Annotated in this window: 19 protein-coding genes, 1 pseudogene and 1 riboswitch; of the genes and pseudogenes, 2 read left to right on the forward strand and 18 right to left on the reverse strand. The window is 45.2% G+C overall.

The window, feature by feature from the left end:
* Position 1 precedes the first annotated feature (1 nt).
* From vorB to ACTNDQ_RS09305, 5 genes are all read right to left on the reverse strand, one after another.
* A complete protein-coding gene (vorB, locus tag ACTNDQ_RS09285; RefSeq protein ID WP_021975823.1) occupies positions 2-1,054 on the reverse strand; it encodes a 3-methyl-2-oxobutanoate dehydrogenase subunit VorB in 1,053 nt (350 codons plus the stop codon).
* A gap of 12 nt (positions 1,055-1,066) precedes the next feature.
* Entirely contained in the window at positions 1,067-1,279 is a 213-nt protein-coding gene (locus tag ACTNDQ_RS09290; protein ID WP_118061818.1) for a 4Fe-4S binding protein, read from the reverse strand.
* Positions 1,280-1,292: 13 nt separating this feature from the next.
* Positions 1,293-2,540: an MFS transporter gene (locus tag ACTNDQ_RS09295; protein WP_173758686.1), complete on the reverse strand. Its 1,248-nt coding sequence runs from the start codon at positions 2,538-2,540 to the stop codon at positions 1,293-1,295.
* 102 nt (positions 2,541-2,642) lie between these two features.
* Positions 2,643-3,815, reverse strand: coding sequence for a Glu/Leu/Phe/Val family dehydrogenase (locus ACTNDQ_RS09300; RefSeq protein WP_021975826.1), 1,173 nt, complete (start codon positions 3,813-3,815; stop codon positions 2,643-2,645).
* A gap of 218 nt (positions 3,816-4,033) precedes the next feature.
* Positions 4,034-4,792, reverse strand: coding sequence for an IclR family transcriptional regulator (locus tag ACTNDQ_RS09305; protein WP_441064439.1), 759 nt, complete (start codon positions 4,790-4,792; stop codon positions 4,034-4,036).
* 345 nt (positions 4,793-5,137) lie between these two features.
* On the opposite strand from ACTNDQ_RS09305, the gene ACTNDQ_RS09310 reads away from it, so the two are divergent.
* On the forward strand, positions 5,138-5,659 hold the full coding sequence (locus ACTNDQ_RS09310) for a hypothetical protein (protein ID WP_441064440.1): 522 nt from the start codon (positions 5,138-5,140) through the stop codon (positions 5,657-5,659).
* A gap of 100 nt (positions 5,660-5,759) precedes the next feature.
* Here ACTNDQ_RS09310 and ACTNDQ_RS09315 read toward each other — a convergent pair whose 3' ends face one another.
* On the reverse strand, positions 5,760-6,371 hold the full coding sequence (locus ACTNDQ_RS09315; RefSeq protein WP_441064441.1) for an NUDIX hydrolase: 612 nt from the start codon (positions 6,369-6,371) through the stop codon (positions 5,760-5,762).
* Between the two features lie 183 nt (positions 6,372-6,554).
* Between ACTNDQ_RS09315 and ACTNDQ_RS09320 the strand changes: the two genes are divergently transcribed.
* Entirely contained in the window at positions 6,555-7,943 is a 1,389-nt protein-coding gene (locus ACTNDQ_RS09320; RefSeq protein ID WP_441064442.1) for an MATE family efflux transporter, read from the forward strand.
* A gap of 127 nt (positions 7,944-8,070) precedes the next feature.
* Here the strand turns inward: ACTNDQ_RS09320 and ACTNDQ_RS09325 are convergent, their stop codons facing one another.
* The 12 genes and pseudogenes from ACTNDQ_RS09325 to ACTNDQ_RS09380 all read right to left on the reverse strand — a co-directional run bounded on the left by ACTNDQ_RS09325 (position 8,071) and on the right by ACTNDQ_RS09380 (position 24,977).
* Entirely contained in the window at positions 8,071-8,706 is a 636-nt protein-coding gene (locus tag ACTNDQ_RS09325) for an ECF transporter S component (RefSeq protein ID WP_173771844.1), read from the reverse strand.
* A gap of 129 nt (positions 8,707-8,835) precedes the next feature.
* Positions 8,836-8,953, reverse strand: a riboswitch (FMN riboswitch).
* Between the two features lie 110 nt (positions 8,954-9,063).
* The gene (locus ACTNDQ_RS09330; protein WP_441064443.1) at positions 9,064-12,231 is read right to left on the reverse strand and encodes a leucine-rich repeat protein; all 3,168 of its coding nucleotides are present in this window, start codon (positions 12,229-12,231) and stop codon (positions 9,064-9,066) included.
* A 294-nt stretch (positions 12,232-12,525) separates the two neighbouring features.
* The gene (gene thiC / locus ACTNDQ_RS09335) at positions 12,526-13,830 is read right to left on the reverse strand and encodes a phosphomethylpyrimidine synthase ThiC (RefSeq protein WP_022426187.1); all 1,305 of its coding nucleotides are present in this window, start codon (positions 13,828-13,830) and stop codon (positions 12,526-12,528) included.
* A 474-nt stretch (positions 13,831-14,304) separates the two neighbouring features.
* Positions 14,305-15,306, reverse strand: a complete 1,002-nt coding sequence (locus tag ACTNDQ_RS09340; RefSeq protein ID WP_441064444.1) for a bile acid:sodium symporter family protein — start codon at positions 15,304-15,306, stop codon at positions 14,305-14,307.
* 3 nt (positions 15,307-15,309) lie between these two features.
* The gene (gene panC / locus ACTNDQ_RS09345) at positions 15,310-16,149 is read right to left on the reverse strand and encodes a pantoate--beta-alanine ligase (RefSeq protein ID WP_022426185.1); all 840 of its coding nucleotides are present in this window, start codon (positions 16,147-16,149) and stop codon (positions 15,310-15,312) included.
* A gap of 101 nt (positions 16,150-16,250) precedes the next feature.
* Positions 16,251-16,643, reverse strand: coding sequence for an aspartate 1-decarboxylase (gene panD, locus ACTNDQ_RS09350; RefSeq protein ID WP_015526224.1), 393 nt, complete (start codon positions 16,641-16,643; stop codon positions 16,251-16,253).
* A gap of 512 nt (positions 16,644-17,155) precedes the next feature.
* Positions 17,156-18,019 (reverse strand): mechanosensitive ion channel family protein, encoded by an 864-nt coding sequence (locus ACTNDQ_RS09355; RefSeq protein ID WP_320811031.1) that lies wholly within the window; start codon positions 18,017-18,019, stop codon positions 17,156-17,158.
* Positions 18,020-18,303: 284 nt separating this feature from the next.
* Positions 18,304-20,460 carry a Tex family protein gene (locus tag ACTNDQ_RS09360; protein WP_441064445.1) on the reverse strand — a complete coding sequence of 719 codons (2,157 nt, stop codon included), beginning with the start codon at positions 20,458-20,460 and terminating at the stop codon, positions 18,304-18,306.
* A 72-nt stretch (positions 20,461-20,532) separates the two neighbouring features.
* On the reverse strand, positions 20,533-21,480 hold the full coding sequence (locus tag ACTNDQ_RS09365; protein WP_144095413.1) for an L-lactate dehydrogenase: 948 nt from the start codon (positions 21,478-21,480) through the stop codon (positions 20,533-20,535).
* Between the two features lie 312 nt (positions 21,481-21,792).
* Positions 21,793-22,572 (reverse strand): annotated as a pseudogene (locus ACTNDQ_RS09370) (FMN-binding protein); the annotation flags it as partial.
* Between the two features lie 141 nt (positions 22,573-22,713).
* Entirely contained in the window at positions 22,714-23,028 is a 315-nt protein-coding gene (locus ACTNDQ_RS09375; protein WP_441064446.1) for a hypothetical protein, read from the reverse strand.
* A gap of 143 nt (positions 23,029-23,171) precedes the next feature.
* On the reverse strand, positions 23,172-24,977 hold the full coding sequence (locus ACTNDQ_RS09380; RefSeq protein WP_441064447.1) for a penicillin-binding Tp47 domain C-containing protein: 1,806 nt from the start codon (positions 24,975-24,977) through the stop codon (positions 23,172-23,174).
* Positions 24,978-25,162 lie beyond the last annotated feature (185 nt).

Here is a 25,162-nt window from a genome sequence, read left to right on the forward strand (position 1 = left end):
GTTATGCTTCCCCCTTTTTCAACATTTCTTTTGCTTTTGCAATGATTCCGTCAGATTCCGGAATTTCGAAGATCGATCCATAATGATCTACCGGATATCTACCGCCTGTTGCAAGTTTTACATCGTCTACCATCTGTCCGAGGATATTCATCTCTACGGTAAGAAATGCCTTTGCTTCTTTTGCCTGTTCAAAAGCTTTCACAGGGAACGGCCACAGTGTGATCGGACGGATCAGGCCCAGTTTAAAGCCTTCTTCTCTTGCGATCTCAACCGCCTCTCTGCAGACTCTGGAACTGATTCCATATGCTACCAGAACAACTTCTGCATCCTCAACCTGAATGCATTCGTATCTCTGTTCTCTCTGTTCCATCTCTGCATATTTATTGGAAAGGTAAGTTTCATAATCTGGATGTGTATAGTAAACATTCTGGATCTTTCTCTGCTCATCGCCTTTTTTGCAGCCTTTGATTGTCCAGTCATATTTATTGATATCGTGCTCAATAAATTTCGGAATCTCCACTGCTTCGATCATCTGTCCGATCGCAGCGTCAGAAGCGATCAGTACCGGATGACGGTATTTCTCAGCAAGATCAAATGCTTCTGCCATCATATCTGCATTTTCCTGAACGGATGCCGGCGCAAGAACCAGTGTGTGGTAATCGCCGTGGCCGCCGCCTCTGGTAAGCTGCCAGTAGTCTCCCTGACCCTGTGCGATATCGCCAAGACCGGTTCCGATTCTCATTACATCAACGATAACTGCCGGAAGGTCTGCTGCTACAAGGTATGAAATTCCTTCCTGTTTCAGGGAAAATCCAGGGCCTGATGAAGTTGTCAGTGCACGTGCCCCGGCTGCCGCTGCTCCAAGAACCATGTTGATACCTGCAAGCTCGGATTCAGCCTGAATAAAAGTTCCGCCTACATCTTCCATTCTCCAGGATAAATACTCCAGGATCTCTGTCTGCGGGGTGATCGGATATCCACTGTAAAAACGGCATCCTGCTGCCAGTGCAGCTTCGGCCAGTGCTTCATTTCCTTTTAACAATACCTTAGCCATAACTGACCTCCTTCATCTTATTTCGAATACATAATCCGGACATACACGGTAACACATACCACATGCCACACATTTCGTTTCATCTACCTGAACTGTATTGTAACCTTTTTCATTTACAAAATCGGATACACTGAGTGCATCCTGTGGACATGCGTTGATACAATATCCGCAGCCCTTGCATCTCTTTGGATTCATATATAATTTTTCTTTATTTTCTTTTCCCATAATCGAACCCTCTCTATATAGCCTGTTCTCTGTTTTTCTTTCCAAGACGGTAAATAGTGAAAGCCAGTACCGCACCGATAATACCTGTTATCATCAGGAATGTAAAAATATAGTTATATCCCGCTGCTCCGTGCTGATCCATCCATTTTCCAAAAATAACGGAATAAATGGAATCTGGCAGGTAACCAATGATTGAAGCAATTCCTATTGTAGTTCCCGTCATCATTCTCGGGATTCCCGCCTCACTGACTGTGGAGAATACAACGCCGTACATCATCATTGCAAATGCACCCGGGATCAGTGTGTAAAGGCTTGCTGCCATTGGACTGATATCCGATGGAAGGATCATTACAATACCAAACAGCGCTGCCAGGATCAAAAATGCTGTCATCAGCCATTTACAGGTTGATTTGAACACTTTATCCGCAAGGATTCCACCTACCGGTGCAAGCAGAAGCAGAAGATAATTTCTGATAATGGAAATCAGGCCGGAACTTTCCGGGGATACTCCGATCACTTCTGTAAGGAACGGATTAAAATAAGAAGTACTTGTGTAATATCCATATCCACAGAAAATCGTAAGGGCAACCACCCATACAACCGGCATCTTTAAAAGTTTACCCAGATCTGAGAGCTGGAACTTCGGTTCTCCGTCATCTGCTGCGGATGCGTCTTTTTTGTCCTCTTTCATAAGGAAAATAAGAATGATACCTGCAACTGCCGCAACACTTCCACCGCTTATTACGGCGCGTACAAAACCAGATGACATATCATTGCCTGCTGTTTTGTATACATTTAATGCGAGAGTATTGGTCAGGGCACCTGTGATACCATTACATGCATAATACAGTCCGTACATAAATCCCTGTTCTTCTTCTGTTCCGATAATACGGATTGCTTTCATCAGAGAGGACCAGAATACAAATGCAGTACTGAAGGACAGTCCCAGCCAGATCACCATGGCTACTGCAAAATTCATAGAAAACGCATAAATATATGCCAGCGCCGTTGTACTGAGAAGTGAGATTACCAGTGCCTTCTTCGGTGATACCTTATCCGCAATGATACCTCCTGGAATATACAAGATCATATTTCCGATTGTATACATTGTCAGCATAAGTCCTGACTGTGTATTGGTGATTCCCATAGTTGAAATCTGCGCATCATAAAATACATACTTTATATATGGTAAAAAGTAGATCGAGCCGCCTGCAAGCCCCAGCGCAATAATGGTAAGATACTTTCTTAATTTCGAATTCATACAACCCCTCCTGACCCTGTCTTCTTTGAAAAAAGGATGCCCCATCACGGGGCATCCCCTTAATCGGTTCTCAATACTGGTACTTTATCAGTTATTCATCCATCACATATCCGGTGTGTCGGATTTGTCAGGAGTAAACAGTCTTCTTGCTACATCTCTTGTGAACTCGCCTGTCTTCGCGGATTCTTCAAATACAACTTTTGTCTGTTTGCGGATCAGATCTACGGTATCTTTTACGATCGCTGCAGCTGCATCTTCATCGCTCATGTTCTCAATCTTAACAATACGGAAGATAACTGCCTCGTAAATACGTATTCCACCAAGGTTGGAGATGAAGTCTACGGCTACGTCGATGCCTTTCCTGCGAAGGATCTCATCTGCTTCCGGTGTTGTCGGAATATTGGCTGCCTCTACGATAAGAGATGCTTTGATCTTATCTGCGTTATCTTTATTGATAACATCTTCCAGAGCTGCCGGAATGAGGATATCACATTCCTGGCTGAGCCATTCGGAGTTCGGAAGTACTTCATAATTATCTTCAAAAGCTTCTTTATTTAATTCACCCTTCGGAAGTCTGGTTGCTACCAATTTCGGAATATCAAGGCCATCTTTGCAATAAACAAGTCCATTTACATCTGCGATACCAACAACTTTATATCCCATCTTATTCAGAGAGTTTACACAGCTGGCACCAACACATCCAAATCCCTGGATAACAACGGAGGCGCCTTCCTTTCCGCCTTTAAGCTTCCAGGCTTCATCTGCTGCTGCCGCAACACCGTAACCGGTGATCATGTCATACATCTTGAATCCATCGTAGGTAAGCTCTTTCTCTGCTCTGTCATGGTTTAAGATGCCCTGATGAATATCCGGATCTTCTTTCATAGCCTTTGTCTGAGGAATTCCGATTCCCAGATCATCAAGAATACGAAGAACTACAGAATAATCAACACCAAGGTCGCCGCCAATGGAAACACCAGCTTTAATATAAGGAGCTGTAGCTGTGAGGAATCTGCGAAGAACATCCTCAGCATCCGGAGCCTTGTAATCATAAGCGATACCGGCTTTACATCCGCCAGTTGTCAGAGATTCACAGGCTTTATATTTATATCCCATGGTTGTTGCAAGACGGATAACTTCTTCCTTGGTTACTGTAGGATGCATTCTTGTACCGCCGCCACAGTAATGCCCTACAAAGTTATATGCACACATCCATCCTTTTGCATCTGTCTCTGTGTCGTTCCATTCCACTACTACATAAGGTTTGTTTGCCATTTGAAAATCCTCCTTTAGCTTTACGTTCGTTCTTTATTATGGAACGTTGTTCTCAATATATTTTATTTTTTAACCCGGTCTGAGTACCGGGTTTCATTTCTATTGTTCTTTATTGGAGAACCACGTTCTTTATTTCGTGTTTTAACTATAGCACTGTTGGTATATTTTTTCAATAACAAACTTTCATTTTTTTATTTTTTGTGCAATTTTCATATATATTACAAAAGTTTTTGTATCTTTCGCGCACTGGTCTTCAGAATTTCCGCATATTTCTGAATATTTTCTTTATTCATCCTCAGAGACGGAGCGCTGATACTTAAAGCACCCTCCGCTTCCCCTTCATGATTAAGAAGAGCCACGCCTACACATTTCACACCAAACATAACTTCCATATCATCCACTGCATATCCACGCTCCCGAACCAGCCGGATCTCCTCATCCAGTTCTCTCCGGTCTGTGATCGTGTACTCTGTAAAAGCTTCCAGTTCCTCCGGAATATGCTTCTCCCTGTCCTCTTCGGACATAGTCGCCAGAACTGCTTTTCCAACACTTGTACAGTACATCTTTGAGCACTCACCGGTTACAGATTTTGTTACAAGCCTCTGGTTCTCCGGAGAAACCGCCTCCAGATACAGCATATCCTCACCCTTCGGCACAGCCAGATAAACCAGTTCCTGCACCTCATTTGCGATCTCACGCATAACCGGCACAGCAATCCTCGTAATATCAAGATTTTCACGAAATGCCCGGCTCAGCATCATAACCTCCGGACCCAGCCGGAATTTCCCAGACTCCGGATCCTGCACCAGATACTCCATAGCAGTAAACGTAACCAGGATATTATGAACATTACTCTTATACAGACCCAGCTTCTCACTGATCTCCGTTACACCCAGGGGCTGCTTCACAGCAAAACAGTTCAGGATTTCCAATGCCTTCTGTAAGCTCTTAACTTTAATCTCTCCATTGTTCTCCATTTATCAATTCCCCATTTCTCTGCCCGACAGCCAAGCCCGGACCCAACCGGAATCCGGTCCCGCGCACTCCTGGCCGCTGCAGTTTTTATAATAAAATTATCTCTTAAATTCATAAAACCTGTCAATAGATTTCATAAAAAAAGAACATAAATATCCTAAAATGACGTGAAAAACGTAAAAAAACGCCTGATATTTTCTGCACATATTCGTTAATCATATATCTTTTTCCATAAATTGCCTTTGTATTTTACGGTTTTTTATTGATTTATGCACAATTCAGACTTATAATAAAAAATACAAAAAAGAGCGAAAACAATATAAAAATACAATTCTGGAGGGAACCTTATGAACGAAGAACTTTTTAACGAAGCATCGAAATCCAACGTCCTGTCGAAAAAACTGGTCGATCAGCTTCAGGAAAGCATGGACTACAGTAGCATCTCCTTCATCAACTGGACCATCGAAGTCCTCAAACTCCTGAAAGCCCGCATTGAACGCGGCGACAAGATCAAAGACGAAACCACCGGCGTAATCTACGACCTCTACACTTTCCGTAAATTCGTAGAAGAAAACTTCTCCGCCTACATCACCGGCCAGGTATTCAACACCTCCATCCGGTCCCAGAAAGTATATTTCTCACTGGAGGCCTGTCCAGGCGGCTACAACCTCATCATGGCAGACTCCGGCAACGAAAAAACTTACCGCTGGATCTCCAGCCTGAGCAAACGCTTCTCCCTGGTAGAAATGATCGCAACCGGAATCGTCTACATCAAAGACACCCGCACCGACACCTACCAGCCATTTATCTCTGAAAACGGCAAATACTGCAAATACAACAAAGACCTTGGAAAACTCATAGAACTTTAATACTTTAACCACAAAGGGGGAATCCGCAAACCACAGATTCCCCCTTTTTCTCAGCCAGCCAGCGCAGCGTCGATGGCGTTCGTTAGTTATTTCATCTCATTTAAATCTCCCCAAGAAACCCAAACGGCTCCTCATCCTTCAAAAAGTGCATCAACATATAAGCACACATAATAGCAACCCTCTCCTCCTTCAAAATTCTTCGCACTTCATCTCTGTCAGCAATAACAACTTCAATCTCTTCACTATCTTCCTGAGCAGCCGCACTAACCTCACCACTGGCATACCCATAAACCGTAGCACAGGATTCATCCGTCATCCCGATCGTCGTAAAATAAGGCTTCTCAAAAGCCTCCGCAACCTTGATCGGCTCCAGCTTCAACCCGGTCTCCTCAAACATCTCCCGCACAGCACCCTCATGGAAATCCTCCCCAGGCTCCACAAGCCCCGCCGGAAACTCATAAATATACCCGCCGATCGTATACCGATACTGACGGATCAGCACAACCTTATCCCGCTTCTCTCCATAAACACTGTAAATGATCACCCCATCCGGATGATTCTCCCCTGTAGAAAGCTTCATATCCTCCACACTCTTCGCCCTGGAGGCCACAAAATAAGAAACCGGCGTATCATGTACACTGGTCGCATCCACTCCATAAAGATTCACGAACTTATTATCTGTAAGTTTTTTCACACTGTTGATCTTACCCATCTGAAAAACTCCTTCCCGAAAATTTTTTCTAAAAACATTTTATCCCATCCAAAACCAAAGGTCAATTTTTTATACTTACACTCACTTCACAATAGTGCTATAATAAATACTCTGCTATAAAATTAAAAATCCACTTATCACATTACCAAACAGCTACTGTAGACAAGAAAGAAGGAAAAAACATTGAAAAACCAGACCAATGCTGCCCAGGCCGAAAACCCTCTGGGAACCGCCCCTGTAGGCATCCTGATCGCCAAATTCGCCATTCCCGCCATCATCAGCATGCTGGTCAGCGCTCTGTACAATATCGTTGACCAGATCTTTATCGGACAGGGCGTAGGAATGCTTGGAAACGCCGCCACAAACATCGCATTTCCCGTAACCATTATCTCTACTGCTGCTGCACTGCTCCTGGGAATCGGCAGCGCCTCCAATTACAACCTGGAAATGGGCGCAGGAAACGAAAAAAAAGCCAGCTCCATTGCAGGAACCGGACTCTCCGCGCTGATAATCTCCGGTACGATACTCTCTGTCATCGTCCTTCTGTTCCTGAAGCCACTGCTTCATTTTTTCGGCGGAACACCGGACGTCATGCCCTATGCCATTGATTACATGGGGATCACCGCCATTGGACTTCCCTTTTATGTTTTAAGCACAGGCGGCAACCATCTGATCCGAGCAGACAGGAGTCCTACCTATTCCATGACCTGCATCCTGGCCGGTGCCGCCATCAACACCATCCTGGACCCGCTTTTCATCTTTGGATTCGGCTGGGGCATCAAAGGTGCAGCCTGGGCAACCGTGATCGGCCAGATCGTATCCGGACTTCTGATCATTTTTTATTTTTCCAGACTCCGGAAAATGTACCTGGACCACTCCATGCTGATTCCTAAAGCACGCAATCTGTCTGCCATTTTTTCTCTGGGAATGGCATCCTGTATCAATCAGGTTGCCATTGCTGCAGTGCAGATCGTCATGAACAATACACTTCGCCATTACGGAGCACTCTCCGCCTACGGGAGTGATATTCCAATCGCCTGTGCAGGGATCATTTCCAAAGTCAATCAGGTATTTATGGCCATCTGCATCGGAATCTCCCAGGGCTCCCAGCCCATCTTGGGATTTAACTACGGTGCCGAAAAATACAGCCGTGTACGCCAGACATACCGCTATTCCGTAACCTTATGTACTGTGATCGCAACCATATTTTTTATCTGCTTCCAGTTCTTCCCGCATCAGATCGTAGGCATCTTCGGAAACGGCAGCGACCTGTACTTTCATTTTGCAGAAAAATATCTCCGCATCTTCATGCTGATGACCTTTGCCAACGGGATCCAGCCTATGTCCGCCTGCTTTTTTACCTCCATTGGAAAAGCCAGGTTTGGTGTGATCATGTCCCTCACAAGGCAGGTGCTCTTCCTGCTGCCTCTGATCGTCATCTTCCCGGTCTTCTTCGGCATCGATGGCGTCATGTACGCAGGACCAATTGCAGATACCTCTGCATTTGTGCTGGCCGTTGTTTTTGCCAGACGTGAGCTTGGAGTCATGAAAGCTGCAAAACAAAACGCCTGACATAAAAAATGCCATGTAATTTACTGCCCATCGGCAATATATTACATGGCATTTCTCACATTCTCAGATATTTATCTGAAACCACCAATTTCTGATCTTTTCTTCATCCTCCGGCAGCTGCTTATGATCAGTCACCCTTCAGTACAACACGGATCTTCTTATAAATTACAAATACGATCAGAGATGTCAGTGCATATTTAAAGATATTAAACGGTACGATGATCAGCAGTGCAAAGGTAAGCAGTCCGTTTACGGAGCTGTGTACTGCGCTTCCCATCTGGATAAAGGTCTCGATTGGCATTCCAAACGCCTTACCGTAAGCCGGAAGCAGCACAAAGGCATTGACAAAGCATGCAAGGATCGCTGTCAGGACTGTTCCTGCTGCCATACCTGCAACTGCATGTACTCTGCTCTTTTTATGACGGAAACGGTAGATCAGGCCGGCCGGTACCACATAGGCACATCCAAACAGGAAATTGGCAACATCACCAACACCGGCAGTCATGGTTCCCTTAGTCACAAGATGTACGAGAATCTTCACAAGCTCGATCAGGATACCTGCCACAGGTCCCATAGCGAAGGTTCCTACCATAACCGGTACCTCGGAAAAATCAAGCTGATAAAAAGACGGTGCAAGAAACGGGATCGGAAACTCAAGATTCATTAATACTCCTGCCACAGCACCAAGCATGGCTACCTGCGCGATGGTTCTTGTTCTGCTTCTTTCCACGGCATTTCCTCTCTGTAATATCTGTTCACTCATAACTTTCTCTCCTTCTTCAGAAATATTCAAAGAAAATTTCCACAAGAAATCTTTATGCGAAAAAATTTCTTCACATAAAAAGCCCCGGGAGCTTCTTCCCGGGGCACTGAGCACGTTCTTTAAATACTGCGCGTTCTTCTCTCATCCAGACTTTACTGTCGGTTCCGGAATTTCACCAGATCAGCCGCCAAAGCGGGTCGCGGACTATACCGCCGGTAGGGAATCACACCCTGCCCCGAAGAAATTTTCTTTTTTATGAGTTCATTATAACGCGCTCTTTTTATAATTACAAGCCTTAATTCTGTCACAGAAGCATTCTGCTCCATTTATATAAATCTAAGATCCACTCCTTTATGATCAAACCCGGATTTTCTTTACCGTACTCCAGCTACTGTAAAGAACCTTTTTTCCGACTCTTTTATATGACCGGATGCGGATATAATAGGTCTTTTTGTTTTTCAGTCCTGATATCTTATATCTGGTCGCAGACTGTTTTCCAACTGTGACCGTTTTTCTTTCTTTTGTAAATCTGCTGTCTGCTGCATACTGGATCTGATAGCCGGTTGCCTGTATATTTTTTTTCCAGCTTGCAGTAAAGGATCTGTTTGCTTTTTTCAGTCCTGTCAGCAGAGTTTTTGGAGGCAGGATCTTAAAGGTAAGCGTTTTGTTGATACGACTGTATTTTCCGATTCCTCTGACCTGCACAGTTCCAATTCCGGAATTTTTATTATTTTTGTAATACAGCTTATAAGCACTCGAACCGATCTTCTTTCCATTTACAGTTACGGTTACTGATGGCCGGATGGATTTTCCCGTATAAGTGTAAGAGGTTCTGTTTAGCTTAACATTGCTGACAAACTTTTCTGTCTTTTTTATGATCTTGAAATGAATGGTTGCGGCACCTTTATAATAACCGGTACCATAAATGGTTACCGTTGCAACACCAGGATACTGATTATCCTCGTAGTACATATAATAATCTTCGCCGGCTTTCAATCCGGGGATTACGATGGCAGGTGTGAGTTCTTTTCCTGTATATGTCTGATCAGCTATTGGATCCACAACCGGCAGTTTTCCGTAAATAGTAAAATATAATGTTTCCGATCCTTTATAATTGCCGATTCCCGTGAGCTCTGCACGAGCTTCACCAGGCTTTTCATTATTAACGTAGGTTACCGTATAATCTTTCCCCTGTACCAGTCCGTCAATTACCACTTCCGGTTCCACTTTTTTTCCTTTAAAGGTGGTTTCCAGGTAGGTTTCATTATTTTCCGCAAAATAGCACACATGCATTCCATTTTCATCTGGCGTAATCTTGAAACTCCGCTCTACTGTACCGCAGAAAATATCTTTTCCCGTGATCTTTACAGTCGCAGTTCCTGCATTGATGTTATTTTCATAAGTTACTTCATAATCGGAGCCCTGCTCAAGTTCCGGTGCGGATTCACTGGATTCTATTTCAGGTTCATGGCTTTTTCCATTATATTCATATTCTGGAGTGATCTGTTCAAACCATTCATTCTGAAGCGGTATCCGGTTGTCTGCTGACAGCTCCACAAACGTGTAGCCACGGTCCTCTGCGTATTTCTGAAGTGTGGAATCCTTTTTTCCCGCGATCAGTGCTGAATCCCTGAACGCATCATCCGCCCAGACAGTATCTGTGCTCAGTACTCTTATCCTGCACCCGGAAGACAGACGAAGTCCATTTTTCCCAACTGATTTTACAGATGCGGGAATTATAAGATCACGGATCCCTGAACTGCTCTGGAATGCATATTCACCGATTTCTTCCAAGCCTTCGTTCAGGACAGCTTTCGTAAGCGACGAACAGTTTCCGAATGCACCTTCTCCAAGGCTTCTGACACTTCCCGGGACTGTTATGGAAGAAACATTTACACAGTAATAAAAAGCATAGTCTCCCACGCTTACAGTTCCATCCGGAATCTGGTAATCTCCGGAACGTCCGGACGGAAACACGATCAGTTTTGTGCCATCCTTGCTGAATACCACTCCGTCTTTTTCAGAAAAATACGGATTTTCCGGATCTACTTTAATTTCTGTCAGACTGGACTCAGACAAGCCCTCCACAAAAGCAGCCAGCCCTATAGATGACACATTTTGGGGAATCGTAACAGATTTCAATTTCTCACAGTTGTAAAAAGCATTCTTTTCGATGGTTGTAAGCGAATCCGGCAAAGTAACAGACTCTATATCAGAAGCCTGGGTGCAATACTGGAAGGTACTGTTTCCAAGAACCGTTACTTTTCTTCCGTCAATAGTATCCGGAACTACGATATTTGTATCTGTCCCTTCATACTGATACAGCCTGAGTGTTCCATCATTCAGGATCTTATAAGAATAGTCATAGTCCATTTTGGACAATTCATAATGTCTGGGGGCATTTCCCGTATATCCGCAGTCAACCAGATATCTTTCGCCGTCAATGATGACTACGGAATTCCTGTGACCGCTTCCTGCCCCCGGATCATTTGCCGCATACCTTGCATACACGGTCAGTCCCAGTTTTTCGCACATATAGTTCACTGCGCTGGTATTGGCCCAGCAGTCTCCGCCGCCATCCAGCATCAGGCCTGTATAACCGGAATGATACTGACTGTAATTAAAGTTGTTGGCAAGCCATCTGGCGATCGTCTCAACCTTTTTATAATCGGACATTTCCGCAGTAATATTTTCTTTGAGGAATGTATCCATTTTTTGTTCTGCGTAATACTCCGCATAATCTTTAAGTATGAATTTATAATAAACGGTACTGTTTCCATCCTGTACAGAGATCAGGGTCTCTCCAAACATGTATTCCCACTGGCCCTTTACGTCATTTCCGTTTTTGTCTACATAGGTTACATACTGCATTTTAGGAGTAACAAGACCGGTTTCGCTGACTTTCGCAGTATAACCAGAAACAACCGTATATACCGGATTTTTGCCGGATGTCTGGATCTGATAAGATGTCTGCATGGTATCCGGCATGGAGATCACACTGCTGTAAGTATCATTCATCGCATACAGATATATTTCTGTGCTCTCCACATCTGTTTCTTTTTCGGAAGTGCCTGCTGCCGGAATATCATCTGTGAATATATCTTCCTGCTGCTCCTGGTTTTCTCCGTCACCAAAAATTTCTTCCGGTGCCGCAGCCTCCTCTGTTCCTTCTGCTTTTCTGATGACCGCCGAAGGTTCTTCCAGAGTTGATTCTCCTTCAGAATCCTGTTGTATTTCCTCCCTCTCTGAGCTTTCAGCTTCATCCGTTTCCGTTCCGATATCTGATCCCGGAAACTCTTCTTCTGTAATCTGATCTGTGCTCACGGCAGTATCTTCTTCCGTGATCTGATCTGTGTTTACGGTATTTTCTGATTCCTCAGAATTCCCGTCATCTGTAAAAGTATCAATGGCGTCTGTCATATCCGTCTGTGCATCTGTAAAATCTTCGGCCGCCACCGGTCCACATGGAACAACAGACATACATAATGACAGACCAAATGCTATCAATTTTTTCGGAAATTTCATTTCGTACCTTTCCTTCCTTTTTATGTAAACCGTTTATATGTAAGTTCTATTTTTATTATAACGCGGCCCTGTCTTTTCGCAAGCTGCAATAATGTCCCCAACTCTGCAAAAAACCGCTGTGATCTTCATTTTAGATCACAGCGGTTTATGTTTTATTATCGGAACATCAGACTTTCCACAATTTCAGCATTACTGTTCTTTCCATATCCGCATTCGATCAACCAGTTTTCTGGCTGGATACTGCCAACACCACGTTCTACTGTGATGCTGCATGCTCATATACATTCTGTATTCTTACAGAATATCGATATGCTCTCCTGCAAGTGCCTTGTTCATGCTTCGTACTGCGCAGAATTTACCGCACATGGAGCAGGTATCATCATGCTCCGGTTTGCGCTCGTTCCAGATACGTTTTGCTGTTTCCGGATCCATGGCGCATTCCCACTGTGCCTCCCAGTCAAGCTTTCTTCTGGCATCTGCCATCTTGTCATCGATCTCACGGGCACCGCGGACACCTTTGGCAATGTCTGCTGCATGAGCTGCGATCTTAGATGCCATGATTCCCTGTTTTACGTCCTCAAGATTCGGAAGTGCAAGATGCTCGGCCGGTGTTACATAGCAGAGGAATGCTGCTCCGGACATAGCAGCTACTGCTCCGCCGATCGCGGATGTAATGTGGTCATATCCCGGTGCAACGTCAGTTACGATAGGTCCTAATACATAGAACGGTGCACCCTGGCAAATGGACTGCTGTACTTTCATATTTGCCTCAACCTGATCAAGCGGCACATGTCCCGGTCCCTCAACCATAACCTGAACGTCCTTTTCCCATGCACGTTTGGTCAGCTCGCCAAGACGTACAAGCTCCTCGATCTGGCATACATCTGTTGCATCAGCCAGACATCCAGGACGGCAGGCATCACCAAGAGAGATGGTCACATCATACTCGCGGCAGATATCCAGAATCTCGTCGTAGTATTCATAGAACGGATTCTCCTCACCGGTCATGCACATCCATGCAAATACAAGAGATCCTCCTCTGGAAACGATATTCATTTTTCTCTTGTGATTACGGATCTGATCGATGGTCTTTCTTGTGATTCCACAGTGAAGAGTTACAAAGTCAACACCATCCTGTGCATGGAGTCTGACTACATCGATAAAATCTTTAGCTGTCAGCGTATCAAGATCTCTCTGATAGTGGATAACGGAATCATAAACCGGAACGGTTCCGATCATTGCCGGACACTCGGATGTCAGCTTGCGTCGGAACGGAATGGTATTTCCGTGGGAAGAAAGATCCATGATAGCATGGGCGCCCATGTTTACAGCTTCCATTACTTTCTGCATCTCTACATCGTAGTCCTTGCAGTCTCTGGATACACCAAGGTTTACATTGATCTTGGTGCGGAGCATGGAGCCTACGCCCTCCGGATCGATACATTTGTGATTTTTATTTGCACAGATCGCCACCTTACCGGAGGCTACCAGCGGAAGCAGTTCCTCTGTTGTCATGCGTTCCTTCTTAGCTACGATCTCAAGCTCAGGTGTGATGATGCCTTTACGGGCTGCCTCCATCTGTGTACTGTAATTTCTCATGTAAAAAAAATCTCCTTCCATAAATTCTTTGTATTTATACAACAAAAAACCGGCTGCTGCAACGCATACGCATCACGGCAACCGGCTCTTAATCTTACGTACTTAATGAAAATCTTCTGTACTTCTGATTTCTTCTGTACTTCTGATCTTCTGTGTCTTTAAGAATCCTTCGTGCATATGTCCCTACGTTGGCATTATCCAAATCAGGTTATGGGTCAAGACATTTACAGTCTACTCTCAGCTCGCTTCAGCGGGCCCCCCGGTTTTCATATGTTGGGGACGTTTGTTCGTCCATGTGGTTATTATAGTATACCGGCTAAAATTTGTAAACCACAATTCTGCATTTTATGACTTTTTCTTTCGACAGAATCTGCCATTTTATCTCTCAAACTCCCCCGGATCTTTCTTTACAGACATTCTTCCACAGCTTTGCTGTTCCCCGTCAGGAGGATATCCGCAATCCGCATTCACTGCTTATTGCTTTTCGCAATTACAGCAGTCGATTTCCATGATCCGGTCAAGCTCTGCAAGGTTTTCTGCACCTGCACGGCGGATCCCCGCAAAAATGGAACCCGCAATATTGTGCCATACACTGAAGATCGCGCCCGGAAGTGTTGCAAGCGGATTGGCTGCAAAATTAGCTGCCGCCAGTGAGACAGCAAGGCCACTGTTCTGCATGCCTACCTCTATAGCTATAGCTGTTGTTCTGGAATACTCCACATGGAAGATTTTTGCAGCCAGAAATCCCAGCATCATACCACAGAAATTGTGGATCGCCACTACTCCAAGCACCAGAACTCCACAGCTTACGATCTTCTCTGCATTTACAGCCACAATTCCTCCGATGATCATAACAATAGCTACAACCGACACCAGCGGCATAACATCGGATACCTTATCCACATGCTCTCCCGCAAGGCTCCGAAGAAAAACTCCCAGGAGAACCGGGATCAGAATTACCTTTACCACAGAAAGCACCATGGCCCAGAAGGATACTTCCACCCAGGCTCCTGCCAGAACATATACAAGAAACGGTGTCATCAACGGTGCTGCCAGTGTGGAAACTATAGTCATTCCCACAGAAAGCGCCACATCACCTCCTGCGATATAGGTGATCACATTGCTGGCTGTTCCGCCCGGACAGCATCCCACCAGGATCACTCCCAGTGCCAGATCTGCCGGAAGGTTCATCACTTTACACAGAAGCCAGGCGATCACAGGCATAATGGTATACTGAGCCACTGCACCGATCACCACTTCTTTGGGTCTGGAAAAAATTGCCCGGAAGTCATCCAGCTTTATGGTCAGGCCCATACCAAACATGATCACTCCCAGAAATACAGACGTATAGTTCGTCATCCAGTAAAATCCGTCACGCCAGAAAAAAGCCAGGCAGGAAAAAGCGATGATAATGATCCCGATATATCTGGATGCAAGGCTGCTGATAATTCCGATTTTCTTTAAAACTTTTCCCATACATTATACCTCGTAGCTGAAGTTGTCGATCAGTCTTGTTTTTCCGATGTAAACAGCCATTGCTACAAGAACGCTGCGGTCAGCTTTTTCCACCGGCTGCATGGTAAGTGCATCTACCATGGATACATAATCAATCTTTGCCAGAGGCTCTGCTTCGATCACTGCTCGCATTTTTCCGAGAAGCTCTTCTGCCGGGATTCCTGCGTGAATGGCTTCCTGTCCGGCTTTTACTGCCTTTGACAGGCAAAGAGCTGCTTTTCTCTCTTCAGGGCTTAAGTATGTATTTCTGGAGGATTTTGCAAGTCCGTCCTCCTCACGGATGATCGGACAGCCTACGATCTCAATATCGAAGTTCAGATCACGCACCATCTTGCGGATGATGGCCAGCTGCTGTGCGTCTTTCTGTCCGAAATATGCTCTGTCCGGTGCCACAATGTGGAACAGCTTGGTCACAACGGTACACACACCTTTAAAATGGATCGGACGTGTTTTTCCGCAAAGTGTCTCTGACAGAGTATCTATACTTACAAATGCGTGGGGATCATGATACATCTCGGAAGGCTCCGGGCAGAAGATCAGGTCTGCTCCCAGGCTTTCGCAGAGTTTGCTGTCACGCTCAAAGTCTCTCGGATAGGCTTCCAGGTCCTCGGTAGGACCGAACTGTGTAGGATTGACGAAATCGGATACCACTACGATATCATTCTGCTCTCTGCATTTTTTGATCAGGCTTGCGTGTCCCTCATGGAGAAATCCCATGGTTGGCACAAGGCCTACTGTTTTTCCTTCTTTTTTCCACGCTTTGATCTGTTTTCTTGTTTCTTCTACTGTTTTTGTTACCTGCATTATGCTCTCCTCTTTTCCGGTTCTGAAACCGGTTTTCTTTATAGATTCGAGATAGTCTCTTTTCTGAATTCACCTTCGTCTTATTATCTTCCTGATCTGCGTCAGGCCATATCCTTCAGCAGTCCGTGTTTCTCATAATTGGTCACTCTGCTGATCCTGTTCTCTTCATCTACAAATACAACTGCAGGCTTGTGAGTACGGGCTTCTTCCTGCTCGTACTGTGCGTAAGCCATGATGATGATCTTGTCACCGGTGCTTACACATCTTGCTGCTGCTCCGTTCAGGCAGATCATACCGCTTCCGCGTTCTCCGCAAATGGTGTATGTCTCGAAACGGCTGCCGTTGTTCACATCTACGATCTGAACCTTCTCATATTCCAGTATCCCGGCAGCTTCCAGCAGTTCCTCATCCACAGTGATACTTCCTACATAATCCAGTTCCGCCTGGACAACGGTTGCTCTGTGGATCTTTCCTTTTAACATCTCTATTGTCATCTTATATAAGTCCTTTCCTGCAGGGAATAACTTTCAAGTGGATAAAAGCATCCGCTTCCGTATTTAATAAAAAAACGTCTCGGGGTACACTTCAACCCTGAAACGCTTCTGATTGATTCCCTGTATATTGAGTCCTGTTTTTTATACACGAAAAGCATGCTCTTCAACAGTTGCTCAAAATTCCCATAACTGTTGTAACGCCTTCGTTATCATCGATACAGGCTCGTATCTTTTATAATTTTCATATATCCGTCCGTTCCCGATCCCGGGTTCCGGCTAGCTATTTTTATATAAGATTCCAGTGATTTCAGCCAGAGTATAGTTTTGAGTCCAAATACTATCTCTGTGGGGTATTATTGCACCCCGACACTGGTTTGTCAATAATTTTCATATTCTCTATTATCGTGAATGGCAGTAATAATCCCAAAACCAGTTACTTTCATCAAAAAACCCTCCCACACAGCAATTTCTCTGCCATGTGAAAGGGCTTTAGCTTTCTTCCTTTATGCATATTATTTATGGATATGCACATCCAGCTGATTATAAGGAATCTCAATTCCATAATAATCAAAATCTTCCTTGATCCTCTGGTTCAATCTCCATCTGGCTGCCCAGTAGCGGTCGGTATCTACCCAGACACGAAAGCCCATGATCACAGAGCTTTCTGCCAGCTCGTCTACGAATACCACCATCTCTTCGTCTTCTCTTGTATCCGGATCCTCGGTGAGGATATCTTCCAGGATATCCCTGGCCTTCTGGATATCTGCATTGTAAGAGATCCCCACTTTGATCTCCAGCCTTCGCTGATCCCTTGCTGTTACGTTGGTGATGGTCACATTGGAAAGAGTACCGTTCGGGATCACGATGTGCTTGTTATCAATGGATAACAGCGTTGTATAACAGATCTCGACCTTGGCTACCGTTCCCTCGCTTCCGTCCTGTCCGTTAACGATGATGTAATCCCCTACCTGGAAAGGCTTGAACAGAAGAAGCATCATACCTCCTGCCAGGTTGGCAAGTCCGCCCTGGAGGGCAAGACCCATAGTAACACCTGCAGTTCCGAGAAGTGCTGCCAGAGATGATTCCTTTACTCCAAAGCTTGTGGATATGTTAAAGATCAGGAGTATGTAAAGTATAATCTTGACCAGTGAGGACATAAACTGTGCCACTCCTGTATCCAGCCTGGATTTTGTCAGTGATTTCCTCACAAACTTTACGATCCATTTAATTACCGTGCTTCCTACCCAGAAAGCAACAATAGCCAGAACAACCTTGATTCCGAATTTCGTGATGTCCGGCAGATAATTTTCAAACATCTGCCTGTACTGGCTTACCTGATTTCCGACCTCCTGCACGGTCTGTACAGTACTATCCAAATATAATCCCTCCTGTCCGATCGATCATTCTATATACATATGCGGATCGATCTATGAGCTTCAAAGCTTATTTCTGATATAAGCATTTCCTATAATCCGCATCTGGTAATATAATAATACAGCAGTGTTTTTTCCCTGTAAACCTGATTTCTCCGGTTCTATAAAGTATAGGGTATAAACCACTGCTGTATTTCTGTTATAGCTTTATTGTATATCGGTCCGGTAATCCGCCGCAGAATGCTACAGAATATACTTGCCTGCTTCTCTTTACTCAGTTTTTCTCTTTATTTACTGATTCCCTTCATGGAAAGGCTGATCCGTTTTTTCTTCATATCAACATCAAGAACACGGACATCCACGATATCTCCCACACTGACTGCTTCCAGCGGATGTTTGATGAATTTCTCTCTCATCTCGGAAATATGGACCAGGCCATCCTGATGCACACCGATATCCACAAAAGCACCGAAGTCAATAACATTGCGGACAGTTCCCTTGAGGACCATGCCTTCTTTCAGGTCCTTCATATCCAGGACATCGGTACGGAGGATCGGTTTCGGCATCTCGTCACGTGGATCTCTGGCAGGTTTTTCCAGTTCCTTTACGATATCACGTAAGGTTGGCTCTCCGATCTCCAGCTCCTTTGCCAGTTTTCCGTAATCACGGATCTGCCCGGAAATACCGGTAAGCTTACGTTCTGCCACATCTTCCGGTGTGTAGCCCAGCTTTTCCAGGAGTTTTTTTGCTGCGTCATAGCTTTCCGGATGGACACTGGTTGCGTCCAGAGGATTTTTGCCTCCTGTGATCCGTGTGAAACCTGCACACTGCTCAAAGGCTTTCGGACCAAGCTTGGCAACCTTAAGAAGCTCTCTTCTTGTCTGGAAACGGCCGTTTTCCTCACGGTAGGCTACGATATTCTTTGCGATGGTCTTGCTGATTCCGGAAATATACTCCAGAAGGGATGCAGACGCAGTATTCAGATCCACTCCGACCTTATTTACACAATCTTCCACAACGCCGTTAAGGGCTTCTCCCAGCTTTTTCTGGTTCATATCATGCTGATACTGACCGACACCGATGGATTTCGGATCGATCTTTACAAGCTCTGCAAGCGGATCCTGTACACGTCTTGCGATGGATGCGGCGCTTCTCTGTCCAACATCGAAATTCGGGAATTCTTCCGTGGCAAGCTTGCTTGCGGAATATACAGAAGCACCTGCCTCGTTGGTGATAACATACTGGACCTTTTCAGGGATTTCCTTAAGAAGCTCCACGATGATCTGCTCGGATTCTCTGGATGCCGTTCCGTTTCCTACAGAGATCAGTGTCACATGATATTTGCTGATAAGCTTTTTCAGGGTTTCCTTTGCGGCACGGATCTTGGTCTCATTGGTTGGTGCTGTGGGATAAATAACTGTGGTATCCAGAACCTTTCCGGTAGGATCTACCACTGCCAGCTTGCATCCGGTACGGAAGGCAGGGTCCCAGCCAAGAACTACCTGTCCTGCAATTGGAGGCTGCATGAGAAGCTGCTCCAGATTTTTGCCAAAGACATGGATGGCACCGTCCTCTGCTGCCTCTGTAAGGGCGCTTCGGATCTCACGCTCAATAGCCGGTCCGATGAGACGTTTATAGCTGTCCTCAATGGCTTCTTTCAGAACAGGTGTAGTGTATGGATTATCGCGGACGATCACCTGTTTTTCAAGATAACGGATGATCTCTTCCTCAGGTGCAAGAATCTTCACAGTAAGGAATTTCTCTTTCTCACCACGGTTCAGAGCAAGGACACGATGACCTGCAAGCTTTTTCACCGGCTCCTCAAAGTCATAATACATCTCGTATACAGACTGCTCCTTCTCATCTCTTGCGGTAGAACATATAGTTCCCTTATCCATTGTTCTCTTACGGATACTGATACGATAATCTGCTTCATCAGAAATGTGTTCTGCAATGATATCTCTGGCACCACTGATGGCCTCTTCCACAGTTTTGACTTCTTTTTCCTCAGAAAGAAATGCTTTTGCCTCTTCTTCAAGAGGTTTCTTCGTCATCTGGAGAAGGATGATGTCGGCCAGAGGTCCCAGACCTTTTTCCCTGGCGATGATGGCACGTGTACGGCGCTTCGGGCGGTACGGACGGTAAAGATCCTCTACCACAACGAGTGTCTGCGCTGCCTCGATCTGTTTCTTCAGCTCCGGAGTCAGCTTGCCCTGCTCCTCGATGCTGCCCAGAACCTGAGCCTTTTTATCCTCAAGATTTCTTAAATAAGTAAGTCTCTCATTAAGATTACGAAGCTGTTCGTCGTTCAGTGTACCGGTTGCTTCCTTACGGTATCTGGAAATAAAAGGAATGGTGCAGCCTTCATCGATCAGCTTAACCGCTGCCTCGACCTGCCATTTCTCAACGTTCAATTCTCTGGTAATTACCTGAATAATATCCATTTTTATCTTTCTCCCGTTGTTTCAAATTTGCCTGAGGCTGCTTTTTCCTCTTTACACAGCTTCTGACATTTATCAAAGATCAATCTGTGCGATCACGTCCTTCAGAGCATTGGCGCTTGCATGAAGCTTCTCTGTCTCCTCCTCGGTCAGCGGAACACGAACGATACGTTTTACACCTTCCGGTCCGATAGAAGCCATGGTACTAAGACATACGTCTTCAACACCGTATTCTCCGTGAAGCATTGTTGATACACTGACTATTGTATCAGATGCTGCAAGAAGAAGCGAGCAAAGTCTGCAAACAGATACGGCTACCGCATAAAATGTAGCACCCTTCTTGGCGATCACAGTTGATCCTGAAGTATGAACATACTCCAGAACCTCTTCTCTGTCAAGTGGCTGCAGATCTTTCTGATCCTCATGAACGATCTTGTCAAACTCATCAAGGGTCGCACCTGCAACAAAGGCTCTGGACCACGGTACAAAGGAAGTATCTCCATGCTCTCCGAATACATAGGCGTGGATGTTTTTCTCAGATACACCGTAGTGCTGAGAAAGTCTGCAGCGGAGACGGGCCGTATCCAGGGCGGTTCCGGAACCAAGGATCTGATTTTCCGGCAGTCCGGAAAGCTTTGCAAATGCATAAGTCATAATATCACATGGATTACTTACGATAATATAAAGCGCTTTGGGAGCCACCTTTACGATCTCCGGAGTAATACTCTTCATAATGTTGACGTTGGTCTGTGTCAGCTCGATGCGAGTCTGTCCCGGTTTTCTGGCAATACCGGAAGTGATGATCACAATGTCAGAATCTGCAGCATCCGGGTAATCTCCTGCCACGATGGAGATCGGCTCACGGAAACTGGTTCCCTGCTCAATATCCATAACCTCACCTTCAGCCTTATCTTTGTTAATATCGATCAGAACGATCTCTGATGCAATACTCCTCTGTGATAAGGTATAAGCGATAGTTGCTCCTACACTTCCTGCTCCGATGATCGTAATTTTACTGCTCATATTTGTTCTCCTTTCAGCGTTGTTTGTCATTTTAATAACAACTTTAATTACACACATTCAAACATAACATAAAACATTGCCCTGTGCAATAAAAATTTTATTGTATTTCTCAGGTTAATCCCCGCTAATTTGCGTTTCAAATTATTTAAACCGCTTGTATTTTCTGATATTTTTTCTATTATTCTGTATACATTCCTGTTATTTTTTTATCGATTTATAGAGGCAATTTCAGAAACCTAGCAAAAAACCTCTGAACTTCAAAAAAATCAAGAAGTCCAGAGGTTTCTTTCACCTCTTATTATTGGCTTAGATTCAGATGTTTATAGCTGCTCCAACGTTCACCCGGTTAATTCTTCGCCTGGGCAAGGGCCTTTTGTGCAGCGTCCAGGATCCCTTCGGAGGAATAGGTGGCTCCGCTGACAGTATCGATCCCATCCGCCGACTGGTTTGCCATGATCTGAGAATAGATCGTGCTCCATGCAGGATCAAAAATTCCGGTGTATCCTGATTTGTCTGCTCAATGGATGCGATCTGGCCTCCTGAGATCGTAATTGTCAGATATGTTTTTCCTCCATATCCAAAAGCCGAGCCTGTATACGTTCCATCTCTGTACATTCCCACCGGTTCCGGTGCTTCCGTTGGCTCCGGTGTTGCATCCGGCTCATCTGTCCCTGGTGTTGGAGTTACATTGGGTTTTTCAGGAACCGGCGTCACATCCGGGTCGTCCGGCTCCGGCGTCGGGGTTGCTGCCGGCGTCTCTGTTGGCTTCGGTGTGACTGTTGGTTTCGGCGTTGCCATAGGTTTCGGTGTGGCTTTTGGCTTTGGTATCGGTTTCTTTGTAGGAGTTGGTGTGGGTTTCTTTCCATACTCCGGATTAACCGCTTCTTTGAAGGCTTTTTTTACAGCATCCAGAATCCCGTTGGAGGAATAGGTTGCTCCGCTGACTGCATCTACATTCGGTGTATTTCCGGCGATCATCCTGCTGATCACACCCTGAGCTGATGCAAAATACGACGCGGTTTCTCCAGATGCCTCCAGAATATCTATGGCTGCAATCTTTCCGCCGCTGATTGTTACTCTCACGCGGATCGTCCCGCCAAATCCGGTTCCGCTTCCTTCATACGTACCGTCCTTATATCCATCTGCCGGAACGCTTGCTGCCGGTGTCTGCGTGGTTCCCTGTCCTGCGGCGCCGGCATTGCTTTTTGCAGATTCGGAAACCGTTCTTGTACCTTAGCTTTTTTTCGCTGCTGTTTTTTTTGAACTTTTTTTAGATGAGCTTTTCTTTTTTGTTGTACTGTTTTTCTCAGCTGTGCTGTCAGAAACAGTATTTTCTTTTTCATACCCGAGATATTTTTCCAGCTCTGAAGCGGACATTACGGTCGTCTCTGCCTGCCCGACTGCTTCTGTCTCTCCATCAGAGCCCTTCGCCTTTATGCCTGAAAACACAAGCGCCGCAATCACAGCAGCTGCAGGGACCAGCTTGGTCCAGGGTATCTTCGGAGTATTTTTTTCCTCCTGCTTTTTATCTTTCAGATCTTTTTCCATGCTTCCTTACTCTCTCCTCTTTTCTTGCGGCCTCTGTCAGACATTGCTCTTCAGAAATCAGCAGACCTCTGCCGCAGACATTGCTCTATGTCTGCGACAGAGGCTCCCGGATATCTGTGCTCGCATTCGGTTCAACAGTGAAATTATTTAACTGTTACCACAAATTTCTTTGTAATTCCGTTGCATTTCACTGTGATCGTTGCTTTACCTTTTTTGATTCCCTTTACAACACCCTTGCTGTTTACAGCTGCAACTTTTTTATTGCTGCTTGTATATGTAACCTTGCCTGCAGGTGCTGCTTTGGATCTGATGGTTGTTGTTTTACCTTTTTTGATCGTTGCAGAAGATTTTACAAGACTGAATGCAGGATTCTTGACAACTACTTTGCAGGTTGCTGTGGCATTTCCGACCTTTGCTGTGATAACTGCTGTTCCGGCTTTTACGCCTTTAACAACACCCTTGCTGCTTACCGTTGCAACCTTTGTGTTGCCGGACTTAAATGTCACTATTGCATCGCTGTCATTTGTTGTTGCCTTAAGAGTCGTTGTTTTTCCTGTATATACAGCTGCTGCTGTCTTATCAAGTGTAACTGTTACCTTCTGAAGCTCTTTCTCTGCTCCCTGAAGATGTTCAAGTGCTTCATTTACCTCAGCCTGACTTGCATCTGTTTTTGCAAGAATGTCTTCTGCTTCCTGAAGCTCATCGGCAAAGGACTTCCAGGTTGCAATTGTGTAATCCTTCTCTGCCAGAGCTTTTGCAGCTTCCACTTCTGTTTTAAGGCTTGTAAAATCAGTTGGCTCCATTGTAGGATTTACGATATTCTCTGCAGTTGCCTGGAAGCTGTAGGTATAGTCATTATATCCGAGAGCATACACTGTCAGTTTCCAGTATCCTGTTCCGTCTGTTCCTCCCGGAAGCTTGCAGCGTGCAGATTTTGTAAGTCCAAGCTGGATTCCCATTGCTTTATGCATCCAGTTATCTGCGGCAAACTTGGTTCCATAAGAAGCGAGGCATTTTGTATATGTGGAATCATCTCCATAATAATCCCAGCGTACAGCCTGCATATTTGCACCAAGATCGCCATAATTTCCATTGAGATCCACACGGAGGAATTCGCCGTAACTTCCGCTTGCTGCTTTTACACTCGGCTCGATCCCTGTTGCTGTTTTTAACGCCTGATCCTTGATACCGGAAGCTGTTCCGTCTGATTTTCTTGCTGTAAATGTAAAGCCGTCACCATTTTTCTCCGCATATTTCAGACCATTTGTCTGTGCATTTACGTCTGCCACAAGGCCTTTGTAATACTGGAGATTGTTTTCACTGTATCCTCCGGAGAGCACAGCTCCATCCTGTACGACATTATACTTTTTGCAGAAATCTGCAAAATCTGCGGTCTTAACTGCTACCGGAACATATTTCAGACCATATATCTCATAATGATCCATCGTATAGGTTTTTCCATCTTCTGTTGTTATACTGCCTCTGTTCCATTTTACCTTGGAACCGTCTGTAAGATAAAGTGTGCTTCCTTTATCCTCCCAGTAGGATACGTCGAATCTGGTTCCGTCATCAGCAATGATCGTAGCTTCTGTCTGATAGCTTCCTCTGTGGAGTCCATGATTTGCAGTCGCTCTTGTTACTGTATCAAAAGCTCCTGTATCAAACTCACTATGTGACTCCTTCTCTTCTGAAGAGCTTGTATCTCCAGCTGCATAGACGCCTTCTGCTGCCCAGTACTCACCCCAGGTAAGTCCTGCATATACGTACTGATACTCGCCTGTCAGCTGGTCAGAATCGGAAAATGCTTCCGCCACTTCATCGCCTTCTGTGAAATCCTCTTCCCCTGTAGAGAACGGGTCTGCTTCCTCTGCTGTCTCATCCAGAGTCTCGACAGCTTCTGTATCTTCCTGCTGGATATCCTCTGTCTCGTCTGCAGCAGCTTCTGGCACTGCTACATCCTCTGTTGCTTCTTCTGTTATGTCTGCAGCATCCTCTATAGCTTCTTCTGCTACAGCTTCAGTATCCTCTGCCGTTTCCTCTGTGGTGAACTACTCGGCAACTTAGTTACCAGAGCATCTGAAATCTGGCGGGATACCGCCTTTTTTCAGGGTGCGTCCATGACACCAATACTGCT

It is taken from the genome of Blautia massiliensis (ex Liu et al. 2021) (assembly GCF_052064225.1).
Classification (GTDB): Bacteria; Bacillota; Clostridia; order Lachnospirales; family Lachnospiraceae; genus Blautia_A; species Blautia_A fusiformis.